This window comes from Aeromonas sp. R2-1, assembly GCF_040908425.1.
In the GTDB taxonomy this organism is placed as follows: Bacteria; Pseudomonadota; Gammaproteobacteria; order Enterobacterales; family Aeromonadaceae; genus Aeromonas; species Aeromonas caviae.
Genome location: NZ_JBFODR010000007.1, coordinates 177,681 through 195,286, shown reverse-complemented (window position 1 = coordinate 195,286; position 17,606 = coordinate 177,681). Strand labels below are relative to the sequence as shown.

The window sequence follows — 17,606 nt, the reverse complement described above, 5'->3', positions numbered from 1 at the left end:
TCTGCTCAAACGTGCATCCTCAGGGCTGAATGGCCGCCTGCAACTCGGCTTCGGTCCAGATGGTGATCCCCAGCTCCTGGGCCTTGGCGAGCTTGGAGCCTGCCGCCTCCCCCGCCACCAGCACGTCGGTCTTGGCCGACACGGAGCCCGCCACCTTGGCCCCCAGGGCCTGCAGCGCCGCCTTGGCGTCGTTGCGCGACAAGGCGGTGAGGGTGCCGGTCAGCACGAAGGTCTTGCCGGCAAAGGGCTGATCGCTTATCTCTTTCTTCTCGATGGCCGGCCAGTGGATACCGGCGGCCAGCAGGGCGTCGAGCACCTCGATGTTGTGGGGCTGGCGCAGGAAGTAGTAGACGTGCTTGGCCACTATGTCTCCCACGTCAGGCACCTCCAGCAACTGCTCCACCGAGGCGGCGCGCAGGGCATCCAGGGTGAGGAAGTGGTTGGCGAGGTTCAAGGCGGTCGCCTCTCCTACTTCGCGGATCCCCAGGGCAAATAGGAAGCGGGGCAGGGTGGTGCTGCGGGCGGCATCGATGGCGGCCACCAGGTTGAGGGCCGATTTTTGCCCCATCCGCTCAAGCCCGGCCAGCTGGATGGCGTTGAGGCTGAACAAGTCTGCCGGGGTCTTCACCAGCCCCTTGTCCACCAGTTGCTCCACTATCTTGTCGCCAAGGCCATCCACATCCATGGCGCGACGCGCCGCGAAGTGCTTGATGGCGGCCGCCCGCTGGGCCTCGCAGAAGAGACCGCCGGAACAGCGGGCCACGGCCTCCCCTTCCAGCCGCTCCACCGCCGAGCCGCACACCGGGCACTGGGTGGGGAAGAGGATCGCGCGGGCATCGGCCGGGCGCTGCGCCTCCACCACGGCGACGATCTGCGGGATAACGTCCCCCGCCCGGCGCACTATCACGGTGTCGCCAATCATCACGCCGAGCCGCTCAATCTCGTCGGCATTGTGCAAGGTGGCGTTGGAGACGGTGACGCCACCGACGAACACGGGTTTGAGCTTGGCCACCGGGGTGATGGCACCGGTGCGGCCCACCTGGAACTCAACATTCTCCAGCAGGGTCATCTCCTCTTCTGCCGGGAACTTGTGGGCGGTGGCCCAGCGCGGCGCGCGGGCCACGAAACCGAGCTCCCCTTGCAGGGCGATGTCGTCCACCTTGTAGACCACGCCGTCGATCTCGTAGGGGAGCTCGCTACGGCGCGCCAGAATGTCGTCGTGAAACGCCTGGCAGCCGGCGGCACCCTCTTTGAGCTTCACCTCGGGGCTGAGCGGCAGACCCCAGGCCTTGAGCTGATTGAGGCGAGCGAAGTGAGACTCCCCCAGCTCGTCGCCGCCTACCCCCACGCCGTAGGCATAGAAGCTGAGGGGGCGGCTGGCGGTGATGCGTGAATCGAGCTGGCGCAGGCTGCCGGCAGCGGCGTTGCGCGGGTTGACGAACACCTTCTCCCCCGCCGCCAGCGCATCGCGGTTCATCGCCTCGAACCCCGCCTTGGGCATGAAGACCTCCCCACGCACCTCCAGCCGCGCAGGCCACCCCTGGCCGCGCAGGGTCAGGGGAATGGCCTTGATGGTGCGCACGTTCTCGGTGATCTCCTCCCCCGTGGTACCGTCCCCGCGAGTGGCGGCCTGTACCAGCTGGCCATCCACGTAGAGCAGGCTCACCGCCAGACCGTCGAGCTTGGGTTCGCAACAGAAGGTGAAAGTCACCTCCCGCTTGAGGCGATCACTCATGCGTTGCTCGAACGCCTGCAACTCCTCGCTGCTGAAGACGTTGTCCAGACTCAGCATGGGGATCTCGTGGCGTACCTGCTTGAAGGCGGTCAGCGGCTGGCCCCCCACCCGCACGCTCGGCGAGGCCGGGGTTTTGAGCTCGGGATGCTCGGCCTCCAGCGCGATCAGCTCGCGCATCAGGCGATCGTATTCGGCGTCCGGCACCGTGGGGTTGTCCAGCACATAGTACTGATGGCCGTACTCGGTCAGCAGCTCACACAGTTGACGGTGGCGGGAGAGGATATCGCTCATGAAAAAGTCTCGAAGTGTGATGGAACATTCAGTCTGGGGCAGAAACAAAAATGCGGCACCGGGGTACCGCACTTTTCATTGTTCAAACCCCATGGCGCTTCAGTCGCGGCTGGCCTCGTAGGCCGCCAGTTCGTGACGGTAGCGGGCGATGTCGTCGTCGCTGAGGGGACTGCGCGAGGCGTCGGTCAGCATGGCATCGAGATCGCTCGCCAGCTGATCCGCGGCCTGCAACATGTGCTCGAAGGCGAAGGCGGCATTGCTGCGAAGGGGCAGTTGCATGAAGAGGGACACACCCGGGGTGCTGAACTGCTCCATGCGATAGGGGTTGAAGGTACCCGGCTTGACCATGTTGATCATGGAGAAGAGCACTTCCCCCTTGCCGCCCAGATCTTCGTGACGGTGGAAGATGTCCATCTCGCCAAACTTGAAGCCCAACGCCAGCAGGGAAGATAGCAGGGTCGCACCTTGCAGATCGTGGCCGGGACGGGCCATCAGGTTGATAACATAGACATCCTGCCAGATCTTCTCGACCGGGGCCGGGGCGGGTTCTGGCTCGGCTGCGTGAACCGGCTCTTCATAGGCTGGCTCGTCATCGTAAGCGGGCTCTTCATAAGCCGGCTGGGCGTAGCGGGGAGCCTGCTGGGCAACCGGTGCCGGCTCGCGTGCACCGAAGGTCGGCGCCTGGGCATAGGCCGGCTCCACCAGCGGCTCTTCGTCCAGCGGCTGCATCATGGGCTCGCGCTGCGGACGGGAACGGTGTACCGGGGTACGGCGGATCACCTGTGCAGGTTTGCGCACCGGCGCGGCAGGGGCCTCTTCAACAGGGGCGGCAACCGGCTCGTCATAGTCCTCTTCTTCCTCATACACAGGCTGAGGGGGGACAGGGCGAGCGGCAGGCTTGCGCACCACGGGAGGCGGCAGATCGGCGTCGTCATCTTCATCATCGAAGGCGGGAACGGGGGCGACACGGCGGGGTTCGGGCTGACGGGCCTCGTCGCTGCGCAGTTTGGGCTCGGCACGACGGCCACCGCTCACCACACGCACCTGACCGATGCCATCGCTGTCGAAGGCGTCGTTGTCACGCTCACGGGACTTGGACTCCATCCGACCCAGGGGTTTCTCCTTGATCGGTGCCTGACGATTCTTTCTGTTGCTCCACAACCCGTGAATGAGCAATGCCGCGATGGCAATACCGCCCAGGGCAACCAAGATGTAACGCAATTCCTGCATTAGCTGCTTCTCTTTCTAGTTTTGCTCAGCCAAAGCGACGGCTTCACCGATATCGACCGACACTATGCGCGAAACCCCGGGCTCTTGCATCGTGACGCCAACCAGCTGCTCGGCCATCTCCATGGAGACCTTATTATGACTGATGTAAACGAACTGTACTGTGCTCGACATCTCTTTGACAAGAGAACAGAAGCGACCGACGTTCACTTCATCGAGCGGTGCATCCACCTCATCCAGCAGACAAAATGGTGCTGGATTGAGTCTGAAGATGGCAAAAACCAGCGCAAGGGCGGTTAGCGCCTTCTCCCCCCCGGAAAGCAGGGCAATGGTAGCATTCTTCTTGCCCGGAGGTCTTGCCATGATGCTCACTCCGGCCTCCAAAAGATCATCCGAAGTCAGCTCAAGCCAGGCACTGCCCCCCCCGAACACTTTTGGGAACAGGGATTTTAAATCTTCATTGACCTTATCGAAAGTGTCGCGGAAGCGTATTTGTGTTTCTTTATCAATTCTTTTAATGGCTTGGCTCAAGGTGTCGAGGGCCTGCTCCAGATCCTGGCACTGATTTTCCAAGTAGCTTGCGCGGGTTTTCGCCTCCTCATACTCCTCCAGTGCCGCCAGGTTGATGGCGCCAAGCGCCTCCACCTGCGCCTCCAGCGTCTGGATCTCCTGGCGCAGCTTGCCGCGATCAGCGGCAATCAGCACAGCCTGATCGAGGTCCACCAGGCGCACGCCCAGCTCTTCGAACTGCTCGTGCAGTCCCTGCCGGCGCGTCAGGTTGCGCTCGCGCTCGAGCCGCAGGGTCGCCAGCTTCTCCTGAATTTTCACCAGTTGCTTGTGATCGGTGCTTCTGGCCTGCTCCAGCTCGGTCAGCTGACGATCCAGCTCTGCGAGCCGTTGGTGACAGGCCAGTTGCTGCGCCTCAAGATTGCGCTGCTCGACCAGCAGGGGCGACAGATCCTGACTCGGAGCGGCCCCTGGCTCCTTGAGTTCCGCCAGCTCCAGGCCGAGACGGGCCAGCTCCTGCTCGCGCAGCGTGATGAGCTGGCGCTGGTTCTGCTGCTCCAGTTGCAACCGCTGGCAGGCCGCCTGCTGCTGCTCCCGGCGAAGGCGCGCCTCTTCCAGCGCCCGCTCCGCCCCGCTTACCTGCTCCTGGGCAAGCAGCAGCGCCTCGGCGAGTACCTCCCCCTGCTCCTGCAGCTCGCCAAGGGCCGCTTCATCCTGCTCAAGCCGCTCCCCGGCCGACGCCAGCCGCTGCGCCTCCTCAGCCTGCTCTTTATCGAGCCGGGCCAGCTCTTCCCCCAGCTGGCCCAGGCGCTGCAAGCGCTCCTGGCGCTGCCCCTCGCGCAGACTCCAGGCTTCGCGCAGTTGTTGCCACCGCTGCTCCTGCTCGCGCAGGGTGCGCTGAGCCAGCTCATGCGCTCCATGCTGCTGGGCCCGCGCTGCATCGGCGGCGACAAGCTGCTCGTCGAGTCTGTGCAGCGCCTCCCGGCCCGCGGCTAGCTCGGTGTGCAGCCGCTCACGCTCACCGAGCAGCGCCAGGGTACCGAGGGCCATGCCCTCCCCCAGATCCGCCCAGTTGGGGCCAAACCAGTCGCCGGCGGGAGTGAGCAGCGACTCACCGGCAGAGAGGCTGTGCAGGCGGGACAGCGCCTCCTCCCTGCTCTCTGCCAGCCAGATGGCATTGAGGAAAGCCGGAATGTGCTCGCCCCCCAGTTGCGCCGCCAGGGTACCGGCCCTGGCTGGCTGGGCCGGGCCAATCCAGAGTCCAGGTTGCGCCAGGTTGCACTCGTCCGCCGGGATTGCGGTGAGCCAGCGGCCGAGCACCTTGTCCAGCCCCCGGGCCCACTCGGGGGGAACCTGCAACCGATCCGCCAGGGTCGCACCCGCCATCTGCTCCCCCAGGATCTGATCCAGGGTGGCGAGGCGCGCCTCCAGCTCGCGCAGCAGGCCCTGCTGGCGACCCTGCTCTGCCTTGAGTGCTTCATGGCACGACACGCCGGCCTGCCACGCCGCATCGGCTTCCTCATGGCGGGCGCGGGAGAGCGAGAGTTCCGCCGCCAGGGCATCGAGGGCCGGTTGCAGGTTCTCCCCCTCCCCGCCAAGGGGCCCGGCCTGTTCGTCTTCCAGCTTGAGGCGGGCAAGCCGGGTCTTGGCCTGCAGCTCCTGCAGACCGTTCATCTCGGCGCGGGTCTGGTTGAGCCGCCCCTGCAACTGGCCCAGCTGCTGCTGCCACTGCTGCTGACGCTGGCGCGTCTGCTCGAGCCGATCGCCCGCCGCCGCCCGCACGCTCTGCTGGTCGGTAAGCAACTGCTCACACTGATCCAGACGCGCCGACGCTACCTCCCCCTGCAACGTGCTCTCGCCCAGTTGCTCTAGCTGGCCGGCCAGCTGGGCCTTGAGCCCCTCGATGCGCTCGCCGAGGGCTTGTCGCCTCGCCTGCCAGTCGCGGCCCAGCTCGCTCTGGTGCAGTTGCTGCTGCTCGAGGCGGGCGATGGCTTGCCCGCCGAGGAAAATCTGCTGCTGGCGGCTCGCCTGCTCGGCCTGCGCCTCCTGGCGGGCCACCGACAGGGTGACGTGACGCCCCTCGTCGGCGGTGCGCTTGGCATCGAGTGCTGCCAGCGCCTGCTCGGTCTGGGCCAGTTCGGTCTTGGCTTCGCCAAGACGTGTCTCCAGCGCCCACAGTTCCGAGCCGATCAGCTCCGCACGAGCGGCACGTGATCGACTCTTGAGCTGCTTGTAGCGCTCGGCGGTCTCGGCCTGGGCCTTGAGATGCTCGAGGCGTGAGCCCAGTTCGCCACGGATATCGCCAAGGCGTTCCAGGTTCTCCTGGGTATGGCGGATGCGCTGCTCGGTCTCGCGGCGCCGCTCCTTGTAGCGGGAGACCCCGGCGGCCTCTTCCATGAACAGCTTGAGATCGGCGGGGCGGGACTCCACCAGCCGGCTGACGGTGCCCTGTTCGATGATGGCGTAACTGCGGGGCCCAAGGCCGGTGCCGAGGAAGAGGTCGGTCACGTCCTTGCGGCGGCACTTCTGGCCGTTGATCTGGTAGTGATTGGAGCCGTCGCGCAGCACTTCGCGGCGCACCGAGATCTCGGTAAAGCGGCCGAACTCGCCGGGTACCCGGTTGTGGGGATTGTCGAACACCAGCTCCACCGAGGCGCGGCCATGGGCGCTGCGGTTGATGGAGCCGTTGAAGATGACGTCGGTCATGTTCTCGCCGCGCAGATGGCGGGCGGAGCTCTCCCCCAGCACCCAGCGCACGGCGTCGATGACGTTGGATTTTCCGCAGCCGTTGGGGCCCACCACGGCGGTCATGTCGGCGTTGAGTTCGATGCGGGTCGGCTCGACAAACGACTTGAAACCGGCGAGTTTGATCAATTTCAGACGCATGGCGGCCTATGTGGGTAACGAAATAAAGAGGAGGCGGGCAGGCGACTTTACCAAATCAAAGGCTTGTTTGTAATATGCTGGCACTTTCCCCATTCACTGATGGAGCTCACATGAGCCAATCACCCCACATGGTCAAAGATTCGGTCAGCGGTGCAGACTACTTCCTGCGCGGCTTCTCGCTCATTCGCCAGCCCGGCATCCGCACCTTCGTGCTGATCCCCCTGCTGGTCAACTTCGTGCTCTTTGCCGGTGCCTTCTACGCCCTGTTGCTACAACTGGACGGCCTGTTCGCCTGGCTGCACCAGCAGATCCCGAGCTGGCTCTCCTGGCTTGATTACCTGCTCTGGCCCATCGCCCTCATCACCATACTGGTGGTCTTCTCCTTCATCTTCAGCTCGGTGGCCAACTGGATAGCTGCCCCTTTCAACGGCCTGCTGGCAGAGAAGGTGGAACAGATCCTCACCGGTGAAGCCATGAATGACACCGGCATGCTGGATGTGGTGAAAGATGTGCCCCGTACCTTCGGCCGCGAATGGACCAAGCTGAAATACTATCTGCCCAAGGCCATCGGCTGCCTGATCCTCTTCCTGATCCCGGTAGTGGGCCAGACCCTGGCACCCGTGCTCTGGTTCCTGCTCAGCGCCTGGATGATGGCGATCCAGTATGTCGATTATCCGTTCGACAACCACAAGATCGGCTTCATCACCATGCGCGACGCCCTCAAGCAGCGGCGTGGAAAGTGCCTGAGCTTCGGCGCCCTGGTGACCCTCTTCTCCGCCATCCCGGTGGTGAATCTCTTCGTGATGCCGGTGGCCATCTGTGGCGCCACCGCCATGTGGGTAGACCAATACCGCAGCGAGCAACTTGGACGCTGAACCGCGTCATCATGATCAAAAGAGGGGGCGAAAGCCCCCTTTTCATTACTTAATCTAATGCATAACCAAGATAGCTTGTCGCCCCAGCGCAGGGTTGTTAGGATGCGGGCCTTTCTCGCACCCTGGGATATCTCATGTTACATGCACTCTTCTTGCTCGGCCTGGTGGCCGAAGGGATGACTGGCGCGCTGGCAGCGGGTCGGCGACGGATGGATCTGTTTGGCGTCGTGATCATCGCCTCGGCGACGGCCATCGGTGGCGGTACCATTCGGGATGTGCTGCTGGGCCACTATCCCCTGCTCTGGGTCGAGCACCCCGAATACGTGCTGCTGGTGGCGGGCGCCGCCATGGCCGGGGTCATCTCGGCCCCGCTGATGCGCTACCTTGGCAAGCTGTTCCTGGCGCTCGATGCCCTGGGGCTCGTGGTCTTCTCCATCTTCGGGGCTGCCCGGGCGCTCGAGATGGGCCACGGGGCCGGCATCGCCTGCATCATGGCCGTGGTGACCGGCGTGTTCGGGGGGGTGCTGCGGGACTTGCTGTGCCAGCGTATCCCGCTGGTGTTCAAGCGCGAGCTCTATGCCGCCGTCTCGCTGATCACCGCCGCGCTCTACTGCTTTGCGCTGCACCATGGGCTGCCCAACGACTGGGCCGCTTTCGGTGCCATCGGCATCGGCTTCGTGCTGCGGCTCCTGGCGGTACGCTTCAAGTGGGGACTGCCCACCTTCAACTATCAGTATGCCACCCATTGAACACGCCAGTTCCTGGCCATATCGCACGGATAACGAGCAACAAAAAAGCGCCATACGGCGCTTTTTTGTTGGGCATCGGCAAGAGAGGAAAGGGTCAGTTGATCCCTTCCGAGCTGAAGAAGGTCGCCTTGTCGGCGATGAAACGCACCTTGATATTCTTGCCTTCCCCTCCCCAGACACAGCTCGTGGTGCCGAGAGCATCGTCGCAACGCTCGGCCTTGCCGAGGATGGCACTCGCTTCGGCATAGCTCATCCCGACTTTCAGCTTGTCGTAGCTCTCGCGGTTGAGCTTGCCGCAACCAGTCAACAACAGGGCGATGAGCCCCCCGATCACAATCTGCTTCATCTTTCTCTCCTCTGGCTGGAGTCCAGAGCCTAGCAGCTTGGTTCCCCTCAATGCCAGCGGCAAAAAGACACAATCGGCACTCAACCCTTGAGGAAATCCCGACTCACCAGCTGCGAACGGGGCCTGTGTCCAGGTGCACGAAGTTGTCGGAAGGGTAATAACCCACACCGCCCACCTTGAGGTTCAGGGCGGCCTTGCGCAGGTGTGCCAGCTGCACGCCGGGGATGCGCACGTCAACCGCCTGCCCCAGGGTGTGGTAGCTGTGCTTGGCGACGCCGCGACTCTTGCGCCGCTTCTGCTGATTGGTGGCCGGGGAGCGATAACCCGAGATGAGCTGTATTTCGCCGTGGCGTCCCAACTTGTGTTGCAGCAGAAAGAGCTGATCGAACAGCTTTCTGTCGATGTTGAACACTTCGTTGCGACGGTAGTCACGGAAAATATGGTTGAGCTCCGCCAGCCCGTCGCTCAAATAGTGGCCATCTTCCCAATAACTGGCGCGTACCCGCTCGCCGGTATTGAGGTTGAAGAAACTCAGTTCCCGTCCCGAAGTGCTGCGGCTCGCCAGCGCAGGGAACGACAGCAAGCTGGTCCCCATCAGGCAACCCGCCCCCAGCAGCAGACGGCGTCGGCTTATCTCTTGTCCCAGCATCCGTTGTCCGTCCATCTCATGGTGAAGTCACACAGGTGAATGAATTTGATACAAGGGCCGAAACTACCTGCCAGAAAAAGCGCTGTCAAACCCCATTCACCCATGAAAAAGCCCGGCACGGGCCGGGCTTTTCACTCTGTGGCGAGGATCACAGCAAGCGGCTTTGATAGCTGACTCTGTCGAATCCGTAGATATCGTTGCGCAGTTGCTGACGTCCCTCTTCATCAATCCAGCTGCTCCAGTAGACGGTAAACACCGGGATAGGGTTGCTCAGGGGCAGCCACTTGGTCTGGGTCTCTTTCAGGATGCTGGCCACCTTGTCCGGCTGATAGCGGGAGTCCGCCAGCAGCAACTCTGCCAGATCGTCGGCGTGTTCCACCCGGATGCAACCCGAGCTGAAGGCACGGGCCCCCTGCTCGAACAGCGCCTTGCGCGGGGTGGAGTGGAGATAGATGGCATCGTTGTTGGGCAGATAGAACTTGTAGCGACCCAGGGCATTGTGATCCCCCGGCTTTTGCCGCAACCGGTAAGGGAAACCCGAGGCCAGCGCATGGTGCCAGCCATCTTCGCTGAACTGCACCGGATTGCCCTCGCCGTCGATCACCTCGAACTGTTCGCGATCCAGGTAGGCAGGATCGCGCCCGAGCTTGGGCAGAATGTCCTTGCTCAGGATGGAGCGCGGCACGTGCCAGGCCGGGTTCAGCACGATGGAGCGGATCTCGCTGGCGAGGATGGGGGTGGCCCGCTGCTCCTTGCCGACGATGACCCGACTGGTGAAGACCTCGCTGCCAGACTCCACCACGCTCAGGCGGTAGTCCGGGATGTTGACCAGCACATAGCGACCGGCAAGGTGATCCACCAGATCACGGCGCCACAGGTTGCGAACCAGCAGGCTGGCGCGCACCTCGGGGCCGGTATTGAGCCAGCTGCGGGTCTGACGGCCGATGATGCCGTCGGCGGTCAGGCCGTGGCGGCGCTGGAACTGCTTGATGGCCTGTTCGGTCTCGGGATCGTAGAGGCTGTCCTGGTGAGTCGGGGCACTGTCCCCCAGTTCGTTCAGGATGGAGCGGATCTGGCCGAGCTCGGTCGAGCTCTCCCCGGCCCGCAGGGTCGGCATGGAGAGGGTGGGCCAGTGCTTGGCCATGGGCATGGCCAGCAGCTTGCGCACTTCTTCGCGCACGGCGTCGTATTCCGCCACCTGTGGCCTGAGTTGCCTGACCTGCTCCAGCAGATTGTCTCCCTGGGGGGCATGGGCCAGGGGGCGGTTCAGATCCAGCTTGAGGGTCTGCATCTGTTCGCGCGCGACCAGATCCATCCCTCGCCAGGCCTGCTGGAACCGGGCCAGCTTGCCAAAGGCCTCATCGTAGAGGGCACCGCGCCGATCCGCCGGGGTCTTTTGCAACTGCTGCCAGAGGCGGTAGAAATCCGGATGCAGCTGGGCCAGCACCGCTTCCTGCAACTGCTGTTCAAGCTCATGACGAGCCTGCTCGGCCACCTCGTTCTGATACCAGTCATGCTGGATGCTGGGACTGGCCACTACCGCCTGTTCCGTGCTGGCATGAACCATGCTGGCCGGCCAGCAGCCCAGCCAGATGAGATTCGCCAATGCCAACCAATACTTCTTACCCATGCTTCTTACCACGCTTGCCTCAAATCGGTTCATTTCGGCCTGTCAGGCGCGACGGTCAGGTCCCCATGATGCGTGAATGCTGGCGACTTTGCTAGCGGACGGAGGTGTAACGACGCCAGATGAGTTCCTGCTCCCCGCTGTCACCGACGGCCACTATCGCCTCGTTGAACCGCGCTACGAATTCCCCGGACAGGGTCTTCTTGCTCAACATGAAAAAGGTGGGCGTCTCATGGATCGCCATGGTGTGGGGGACGACCGCATCCGACAGCCCCTCTCTTTTCAGACCCCAGGGCGTGGCCAGACTATCCCCGAGAAAACCGTCTATCCGCCCAAGCAGCAGCTTGCGATAGTTTTGCACATCGTTGACCTCGCTCACCTGGTTGCGGTATCGCTGCAGAACCTTGGTGATTTCCGGGCCGTAATAGTAGTCCCTGGTCACACCGAGGCGATGCCCGTGGGCCAGCCAGCTCGCCAGATCCGACTCCTCACCGGTACCGGATTTGCGTACCCAGAGCGATGTCCGGCCCGGGTTGTAGGGGATGGAGAACCAGGCATAACGCGCCCTCTCATCGGCAAAATACGCCTCCATCACGATGTCCAGCCGACCCCGCTCAAGATCGTGCAACCCCCGCTTCCAGGGACGCTCCACATAGACCAGACGACAACCCAGCCGAATCGACACGGCATTGAGGTAGTCGACCGCAAATCCACGCAGTTCCCGACGTGCTCCCTCTTGCTGGTAATAGTGGTATGGGGGCCAGTCATCGAAACCGACGCGAAGGGGGGAGGAGCAGAACGATTGCGCCCACAACGGTTGGAGGGGCAGACAGCAGAGCACACACAGAGAGAAGAGTCTCATGGGTCATCCTTGACGACGGGACAAGCCATCTTAATTCTGCCCGGGTGAAATGGCGACAGATCCTGCCACAACAAAGCACAATATCAGCCGTTTGCCTGATGCGCCCCAGGTGGCGGCAGACAGGTTGGCGCCGAAAAAGCCACAATCAAGAAGAGGAAGCAAACGACCCCAAAGCCCCTTGGTAAGCAGGGTGATTGAGGGTTAATATGTGAGCAAATATATTTTTGTGATCCACTATGCTTTTTTTGCAATTGGATTAGCATATGCGCGAAATCTGCCTATCAATCTGTCGGGCGTCGAGTGAGTAATATGACCTACAAAAAGTTCGGTTTTCTGGCTGCCATCCTGGCACTGAGCGGTTTCTACCTTTATACCCTCTATCTGGCCGCTCACCCCAACGTGAGCCTGGCTTACAAGCTCTATTACCTGGAAGGCAAGACCCGTTTCTGGGAGCACAACTCCAGCATGACCTACCAGCCCGGCAACGAACTCAACCTGACCAAGCCGAGCCGCTTCCTCTCAAGCGAAGGCTGGGCCAAGAAGCCCAGCGAGCAAGGCACCGAGCTGAGCGGTCAGGGCGGTCTCTATTTCGTGCTGCCCAAGCAGCAGGCCCAGCCGGAGCAGCTCACCATCCAGGCCAGGATCAACAGCCCCCAGGCTGGCGCCCTGCTCAAGGTGGCGCTGGGTCATGATTTCACCACCACGGTCAAGCTGGCCAAGGCGGGCATCAACGAGATCCGCCTCAGCCTGCCGGGCGACTCCCTGACCGCCGATCCCAAGCGTCCCAACTTCCTGGCGCTCTCCGCCCCGACACCGCTCAACGTCCAGTCCGTGCGACTGACCGTGGCTCAGTGAAGCGGAATGCCCCAAGTATCTGTTCCGTAAAATAATTCTTTCAATAAGGAAGTTCCCATGTCCCGTGCCGATTTTCGACTCTCTCTGGTCGTTCCCGTTTACAACGAGGAAGAGAGCATAGACGCCTTCATCAGCGCGATAGATACCGAACTGGCCCCGCTCAAAGACCAGCTTGAAATCGTGTTCGTCAACGATGGCAGCCGTGACCGCACCCGTGAGGTGGTCGAGCAGGCCATCGCCCGGGATCCCCGTGTGACCCTGGTCAACCTGGCCCGCAACTTCGGCAAGGAAGCGGCCATGACCGCCGGCCTGCACCAGGCCAAGGGCGACGCCATCGTCCCCATGGACGTGGACCTGCAGGATCCCCCCTCTCTCATTCTGGAGTTCGTCAAGCTGTGGCAGACCGGCGACTATGACACCGTCTACGGCATCCGGGTGGATCGCAGCGCCGATACCCCGATGAAACGCCTGACCGCCGGTGGCTTCTACCGCTTCTTCAACGCCCTCTCCACCAGCACCAAGCTGCCGGAGAACGCCGGTGACTTCCGCCTCATCGATCGCAAGGTGGTCGAGGCCATCAAGCAGTTGCCGGAGCGCAACCGCTTCATGAAGGGGCTGTTCGCCTGGGCCGGTTTTCGCGCCGTCGGCGTTCCCTACGAGCGCCCGGCCCGCCACGCCGGCGAAACCAAGTTCAACTACTGGAAGCTGTGGAACTTCGCCCTTGACGGCCTGATGAGCTTCTCCAGCTGGCCGCTGCGGGTGTGGAGCTACATCGGGGTCGGTGTCTCCTTCATCGCCTTCCTCTATATCCTCAAGATCATCACCCAGGTGCTCTTCTTTGGCATCGACGTGCCCGGTTACGCCTCCCTGATGTCGGTCATGCTGTTCCTCGGCGGCATCCAGCTGCTGTCGCTGGGCATCATCGGCGAGTACATCGGCCGCATGTTCGTGGAGGTGAAACAGCGCCCCGTCTACCTCATCGAAGGGGTCTACGGCCAGTACGCCAAGCAGGATGAAGAGCAGAAGCAGGAAGTGCCCAGCACCAGCAAGAAGAGCGCTGGCAAGAAGGCAGCCGCGAAACCCGCTGATGATCAGCAGGAGCAGGCGTCTCAATGATCTCCCGCGAGGAATTCTGGCGGCTGGTTCGCTTCGGTTTTGTCGGCGGGGGGGCCACCCTCGTCGATCTGGGCACCTCCATCGCCCTGTTTCATACCTGGCCGGCCATCTCCGAGCACCTGGTCACGACCCTGGCCTTTGCCGTGGCGTTCTGGTTCTCGTTCTTCGGCCATCGCTATATCACCTTCCAGAAACAAGGTGCCGCCAGCAAGTTCCTGCTGGTTGCCCTCTTCTCTCTGGCGGTGCGTAACCTCATCCTGAGCGGTTTGCTGTTTGCCGGTCTCTCCGGCCTGTTGCCGGTGGTGATCGCCACCCTGACCGTCACCGTGCTCACCTACGTTCTCTCCCGTATCTGGGTTTTTGCCTGATGAATGATATGACCAATACCGCCCCGTCAACCGGGGCTGCACTCCCCTATCGCCCGTCACTGCGCATCAGCGGCCGCGACTGGCTGATGATCGTCGCCGCCTTCGTACTGAGCCGGGTGGCGCTCTATGGCATGGGCTATTTCGGCGTCCAGCTCTATGGCGCCACCGACATCGGGCCGCTGCAAGCCTACTGCCAGTTCGACTGCGTCTGGTTCCAGCGCATCATCGAGAATGGTTACGACCTCTATCCACGCTGGTTGAGCAAGGGCAATGCGGCGAACTGGGCCTTCATGCCCCTCTATCCCATGCTGGCCGGCGGTCTCTCCAGCCTGTTTGACATGGAGAGCCTCATCGGCCTGATGCTGGTGGCCAACATCGCCTTCTTCATCAGCCTGCCCCTGATGCTGCTGGTGCTGCGCCAGCTCAAGCTGGGGGACGACACCGCCCGCTTCGGGGTCTGGCTGCTGGCCTTCTCCCCCTTCTCCGCCTATTTCGTCTCTGGCTATACCGAGCCCATGTTCATGGCCTTGATGCTGGGAATGTTCCTGTTCGCCTACCGCGAACAGTGGCTCATGGTCGCCTTCCTCGGCATTTTCATCTCCGCCACCCGCAACCTGGGGGTGATGATGGTGTTTCCGGTGCTGATCCTGGCCCTGCAGGCCTACGGCTGGCGCGAGTTCTTCCGCTTCACCGAGCGGGCCTTCAAGGTGGTGTTCACCCTCTGGCTCATTCCCCTCGGCCTCTTTTCCTACATGGTCTATCTCTATCACCTCACCGGGGATGCCCTTGCCTTCAAGCACATCCAGGTGGCCTGGGGCCGCTATATGGACAGCCCCCTGGACTGGTGGCTGAGCGGCTTCGAGCTGGGGGGGCGCAAGGCCTATCTCTCCATCATGGTGATCTTCGGCTGGTGCCTGAATGGCTACCTGTTCAGCCAGAAACGCTGGGCCGAAGCGACCCTGATGTTCATCTGCTGCACCATCCCCCTGATGACCGGTCTCAACGCCATGCCCCGCTACATGTTTGGCCTCTATCCGACCCTGCTGGCCATCGTGCTGCTGGCCCATCGCTGGCCTGCCATCCGCCCTGCGGTGCTCTGCATCAGCGGCATGGTTGCCTCCTTCATCGCGGTGGCCTTCGTCAACTTCAAGTTCTTCACCGTGTGACGCCACCCCGAATGCCTACAAGCCGGTCAACTGACCGGCTTTTTTCATGGCCGCGACACCCGGTTCACACTTTTCCATTCTTGAAAACGTAACCATTTGAACTGACGTCACAAATCGGTATTTTACCGGTCCAAGCCTGCCCCATCGCGCCCTAGAATGAGTGCCTCAACGGACCCTGCTCCTCACACTCTGCTCAAGGAATGGCTTATGCGTCTCTCTTCGCGCCCCGCTCTTCGCCCATCCCCCCTGTGGCTGGCCGTGCTCGCCACACCGCTGTTCATCGGTCAGGCGATGGCGGCCCCCGAGGTCTATCTCCATGTGGATGGCAAACCGGTGGCCGAGGCGCTGACGCTGGACAAGGGCACCGTCACCCTGACCCACAGACTGGACAAGGGGAGCCACCAGATCCGCATCAGCGATGCGGGCAACAGCTGCGGCACCAGCTTCGGGCCAACCGAGGCCAGGCCCCTTCCCTTCGGCACCGCCCAGCCCATGGACAAGTGCAGCAAGGGGACAGACTTCAATCTGAGGGTGATGCTGGCGGGGGACTACGAGTTCACCTTCAACCCCGATACCCCCAGCCTCAAGGTGTTGCGGGCAACCAAAAAGAGCGAGTTCAAACGCCAGCCTCCGGAAGAGCCCTGCATCAGCTGGGATGGCGGCCCGGTCACGACATCACTCAAGGGAGTCTGGCCCGACGGCACCCGGTTGCGGGATGCCTACTCGGGACAGGAAGCCGTGGTCAAAGGCGGCAAAATCACCCTGACACCGAGCAAGGAGAGCGGCGGCCTGCTGCTGCTCGAGCCGGTCAAGACCGCCAAGCCTGCTCCCTTCAGCTGGGATCAGGCGAGCGTCTATTTTCTGCTGACCGACCGCTTCCACAACGGCGATCCTGCCAATGATCACAGCTTCGGTCGTCAGAAGGATGGTCAGGACGAAGTGGCCACCTGGCATGGCGGTGACTTCAAGGGGCTGACCGAGAAGCTCGACTACATCAAGCAACTCGGCATCAACGCCATCTGGATCACCCCCATGGTGGAACAGGTCCACGGCTTCATCGGCGGTGGCGAGCAGGGGAACTTCCCCTTCTACGCCTACCACGGCTACTGGGCGCTCGACTTCACCAAAATCGACCCCAACTACGGCGACGAAGAGAGCCTGAAAACCCTGGTGGACGAGGCCCACAAGCGCGGCATGCGGATCATCCTCGACGTGGTGATGAACCACGCAGGCTACGCCACCCTCGCCGACTTGCAGGATCTGGGGCTCACCGATCTCACCCAGAACACCGGCAAGCTGCCGAGTCGCTGGAACGAATGGCGCCCGAGCGGCGGCCTCAACTGGCATGGCTACAACCAGTTCATCGACTACCAGTCATCCCACTGGGACAAGTGGTGGGGCCCTGACTGGGTGCGGGCCGGCCTGCCCGGCTACCCGCAACCCGGCACCGACGACGTCACCGGCTCGGTGGCGGGACTGCCGGACTTCCTGACCGAATCCACCAGATCGGTGGGGCTGCCACCGCTGCTCGCTGCCAAAAAAGACACCAGGGCCAAGGCCCTGCCCAACGCCACCGTGACCGATTACCTCATTGCCTGGCACACCGACTGGGTGCGCCGCTTCGGCATCGACGGCTTCCGTGCCGACACCGTCAAGCACCTGGAGCCCGCGGTCTGGGCCAGGCTCAAGCAGGCGGGCACCGACGCGCTCAAGGAGTGGAAGGCCGCCAACCCGGGCAAGGCCCTCGATGACCTTCCCTTCTACATGGTGGGCGAGGTGTGGGATCACGGGGTCGCCAAGGACTTCTGGTACCAGCACGGCTTCGATTCCCTGATCAACTTCGACTACCAGCGTGAATTCGCCCTGCCCCAGGCCCAGTGCATGGCGGGGGCAGAGCCCACCTATGCGAGCTACGCCAGCCGCATCAACCAGGATCCCGAGTTCAACGTGCTGAGCTACATCAGCTCCCACGACACCAAGCTCTTCTTCGGCGACTACCAGGACGTGGCGCTGCAACGGCGGGTGGCCAACAGCTTCATGCTGCTGCCGGGGGGCATCCAGATCTACTATGGCGACGAGTCCGGCCGGGGACTGGCCAAGGATGGCGGCGTGTTCGATCAGAGCGTGCGCTCGGACATGAACTGGCAGGAGCTGGCGAGTGGCGAGAAGGCGGAGCTGGTCAAGCACTGGCAACGGCTCGGCCAGTTCCGTGCCGCCCACCCTGCCATCGCGGCGGGCAGCCACAAGAAGATTTCCGATGCCCCCTACGGCTTCGTGCGGGAAAAAGGAGAAGACAAAGTGGTCGTGGTCTTCGCAGGTCGGCAGAAATAGCGACCTGGCCTGAATA

14 protein-coding genes are annotated in these 17,606 nt (G+C 62.6%); 7 read left to right on the top strand and 7 right to left on the bottom strand.

From position 1 onward, the window contains the following. Positions 1-19: 19 nt before the first annotated feature. The 3 genes from ligA to AB5Y80_RS01210 form a co-directional block, all read right to left on the bottom strand. A complete protein-coding gene (gene ligA, locus AB5Y80_RS01220) occupies positions 20-2,026 on the bottom strand; it encodes an NAD-dependent DNA ligase LigA (RefSeq protein WP_368172426.1) in 2,007 nt (668 codons plus the stop codon). 99 nt (positions 2,027-2,125) lie between these two features. Beyond that, positions 2,126-3,256, bottom strand: a complete 1,131-nt coding sequence (gene zipA / locus AB5Y80_RS01215) for a cell division protein ZipA (protein WP_039039273.1) — start codon at positions 3,254-3,256, stop codon at positions 2,126-2,128. A 15-nt stretch (positions 3,257-3,271) separates the two neighbouring features. Further along, complete coding sequence (locus tag AB5Y80_RS01210; protein ID WP_368172425.1) at positions 3,272-6,646, bottom strand: AAA family ATPase; 3,375 nt, start codon at positions 6,644-6,646, stop codon at positions 3,272-3,274. A gap of 110 nt (positions 6,647-6,756) precedes the next feature. Here AB5Y80_RS01210 and cysZ point away from each other — a divergent pair, with 110 nt between their 5' ends. Together cysZ and AB5Y80_RS01200 are read left to right on the top strand one after the other, a co-directional pair. Next, complete coding sequence (cysZ, locus tag AB5Y80_RS01205) at positions 6,757-7,521, top strand: sulfate transporter CysZ (protein ID WP_010673447.1); 765 nt, start codon at positions 6,757-6,759, stop codon at positions 7,519-7,521. Between the two features lie 134 nt (positions 7,522-7,655). Beyond that, a complete protein-coding gene (locus AB5Y80_RS01200; protein ID WP_010673446.1) occupies positions 7,656-8,270 on the top strand; it encodes a trimeric intracellular cation channel family protein in 615 nt (204 codons plus the stop codon). A 94-nt stretch (positions 8,271-8,364) separates the two neighbouring features. On the opposite strand, the gene AB5Y80_RS01195 is transcribed toward AB5Y80_RS01200, so the two are convergent. From AB5Y80_RS01195 to AB5Y80_RS01180, 4 genes are all read right to left on the bottom strand, one after another. Next, positions 8,365-8,616, bottom strand: a complete 252-nt coding sequence (locus tag AB5Y80_RS01195) for a hypothetical protein (RefSeq protein ID WP_010673445.1) — start codon at positions 8,614-8,616, stop codon at positions 8,365-8,367. A gap of 103 nt (positions 8,617-8,719) precedes the next feature. Continuing rightward, on the bottom strand, positions 8,720-9,265 hold the full coding sequence (locus AB5Y80_RS01190; protein ID WP_039039271.1) for a DUF882 domain-containing protein: 546 nt from the start codon (positions 9,263-9,265) through the stop codon (positions 8,720-8,722). Between the two features lie 148 nt (positions 9,266-9,413). Beyond that, a complete protein-coding gene (locus AB5Y80_RS01185; protein ID WP_045523555.1) occupies positions 9,414-10,895 on the bottom strand; it encodes a murein L,D-transpeptidase in 1,482 nt (493 codons plus the stop codon). 91 nt (positions 10,896-10,986) lie between these two features. Next, a complete protein-coding gene (locus AB5Y80_RS01180) occupies positions 10,987-11,754 on the bottom strand; it encodes a transporter substrate-binding domain-containing protein (RefSeq protein ID WP_319907350.1) in 768 nt (255 codons plus the stop codon). Between the two features lie 309 nt (positions 11,755-12,063). On the opposite strand from AB5Y80_RS01180, the gene AB5Y80_RS01175 reads away from it, so the two are divergent. The 5 genes from AB5Y80_RS01175 (at position 12,064) to AB5Y80_RS01155 (ending at position 17,590) form a co-directional block, all read left to right on the top strand. Then, positions 12,064-12,609, top strand: a complete 546-nt coding sequence (locus tag AB5Y80_RS01175) for a hypothetical protein (RefSeq protein WP_010673441.1) — start codon at positions 12,064-12,066, stop codon at positions 12,607-12,609. A 57-nt stretch (positions 12,610-12,666) separates the two neighbouring features. Then, positions 12,667-13,725, top strand: coding sequence for a glycosyltransferase family 2 protein (locus tag AB5Y80_RS01170; protein WP_182935972.1), 1,059 nt, complete (start codon positions 12,667-12,669; stop codon positions 13,723-13,725). Then, on the top strand, positions 13,722-14,093 hold the full coding sequence (locus AB5Y80_RS01165; RefSeq protein WP_010673439.1) for a GtrA family protein: 372 nt from the start codon (positions 13,722-13,724) through the stop codon (positions 14,091-14,093). The genes AB5Y80_RS01170 and AB5Y80_RS01165 overlap by 4 nt, the downstream gene beginning before the upstream one ends. Beyond that, complete coding sequence (locus AB5Y80_RS01160; protein ID WP_029313951.1) at positions 14,093-15,259, top strand: membrane protein; 1,167 nt, start codon at positions 14,093-14,095, stop codon at positions 15,257-15,259. The genes AB5Y80_RS01165 and AB5Y80_RS01160 overlap by 1 nt, the downstream gene beginning before the upstream one ends. 207 nt (positions 15,260-15,466) lie before the next feature. Next, entirely contained in the window at positions 15,467-17,590 is a 2,124-nt protein-coding gene (locus AB5Y80_RS01155; RefSeq protein WP_368172424.1) for an alpha-amylase, read from the top strand. Positions 17,591-17,606: the final 16 nt, after the last annotated feature.

Bases quoted from the DNA above. Each gene is read 5' to 3' on its own strand.
- AB5Y80_RS01160 (WP_029313951.1), top strand. From the start codon at position 14,093: ATGAATGATATGACCAATACCGCCCCGTCAACCGGGGCTGCACTCCCC.
- AB5Y80_RS01165 (WP_010673439.1), top strand. From the start codon at position 13,722: ATGATCTCCCGCGAGGAATTCTGGCGGCTGGTTCGCTTCGGTTTTGTC.
- AB5Y80_RS01210 (WP_368172425.1), bottom strand. From the start codon at position 6,646: ATGCGTCTGAAATTGATCAAACTCGCCGGTTTCAAGTCGTTTGTCGAG.
- AB5Y80_RS01200 (WP_010673446.1), top strand. From the start codon at position 7,656: ATGTTACATGCACTCTTCTTGCTCGGCCTGGTGGCCGAAGGGATGACT.
- AB5Y80_RS01195 (WP_010673445.1), bottom strand. From the start codon at position 8,616: ATGAAGCAGATTGTGATCGGGGGGCTCATCGCCCTGTTGTTGACTGGT.
- cysZ (WP_010673447.1), top strand. From the start codon at position 6,757: ATGAGCCAATCACCCCACATGGTCAAAGATTCGGTCAGCGGTGCAGAC.
- AB5Y80_RS01175 (WP_010673441.1), top strand. From the start codon at position 12,064: ATGACCTACAAAAAGTTCGGTTTTCTGGCTGCCATCCTGGCACTGAGC.
- ligA (WP_368172426.1), bottom strand. From the start codon at position 2,026: ATGAGCGATATCCTCTCCCGCCACCGTCAACTGTGTGAGCTGCTGACC.
- AB5Y80_RS01185 (WP_045523555.1), bottom strand. From the start codon at position 10,895: ATGGGTAAGAAGTATTGGTTGGCATTGGCGAATCTCATCTGGCTGGGC.
- AB5Y80_RS01170 (WP_182935972.1), top strand. From the start codon at position 12,667: ATGTCCCGTGCCGATTTTCGACTCTCTCTGGTCGTTCCCGTTTACAAC.
- zipA (WP_039039273.1), bottom strand. From the start codon at position 3,256: ATGCAGGAATTGCGTTACATCTTGGTTGCCCTGGGCGGTATTGCCATC.
- AB5Y80_RS01155 (WP_368172424.1), top strand. From the start codon at position 15,467: ATGCGTCTCTCTTCGCGCCCCGCTCTTCGCCCATCCCCCCTGTGGCTG.
- AB5Y80_RS01180 (WP_319907350.1), bottom strand. From the start codon at position 11,754: ATGAGACTCTTCTCTCTGTGTGTGCTCTGCTGTCTGCCCCTCCAACCG.
- AB5Y80_RS01190 (WP_039039271.1), bottom strand. From the start codon at position 9,265: ATGCTGGGACAAGAGATAAGCCGACGCCGTCTGCTGCTGGGGGCGGGT.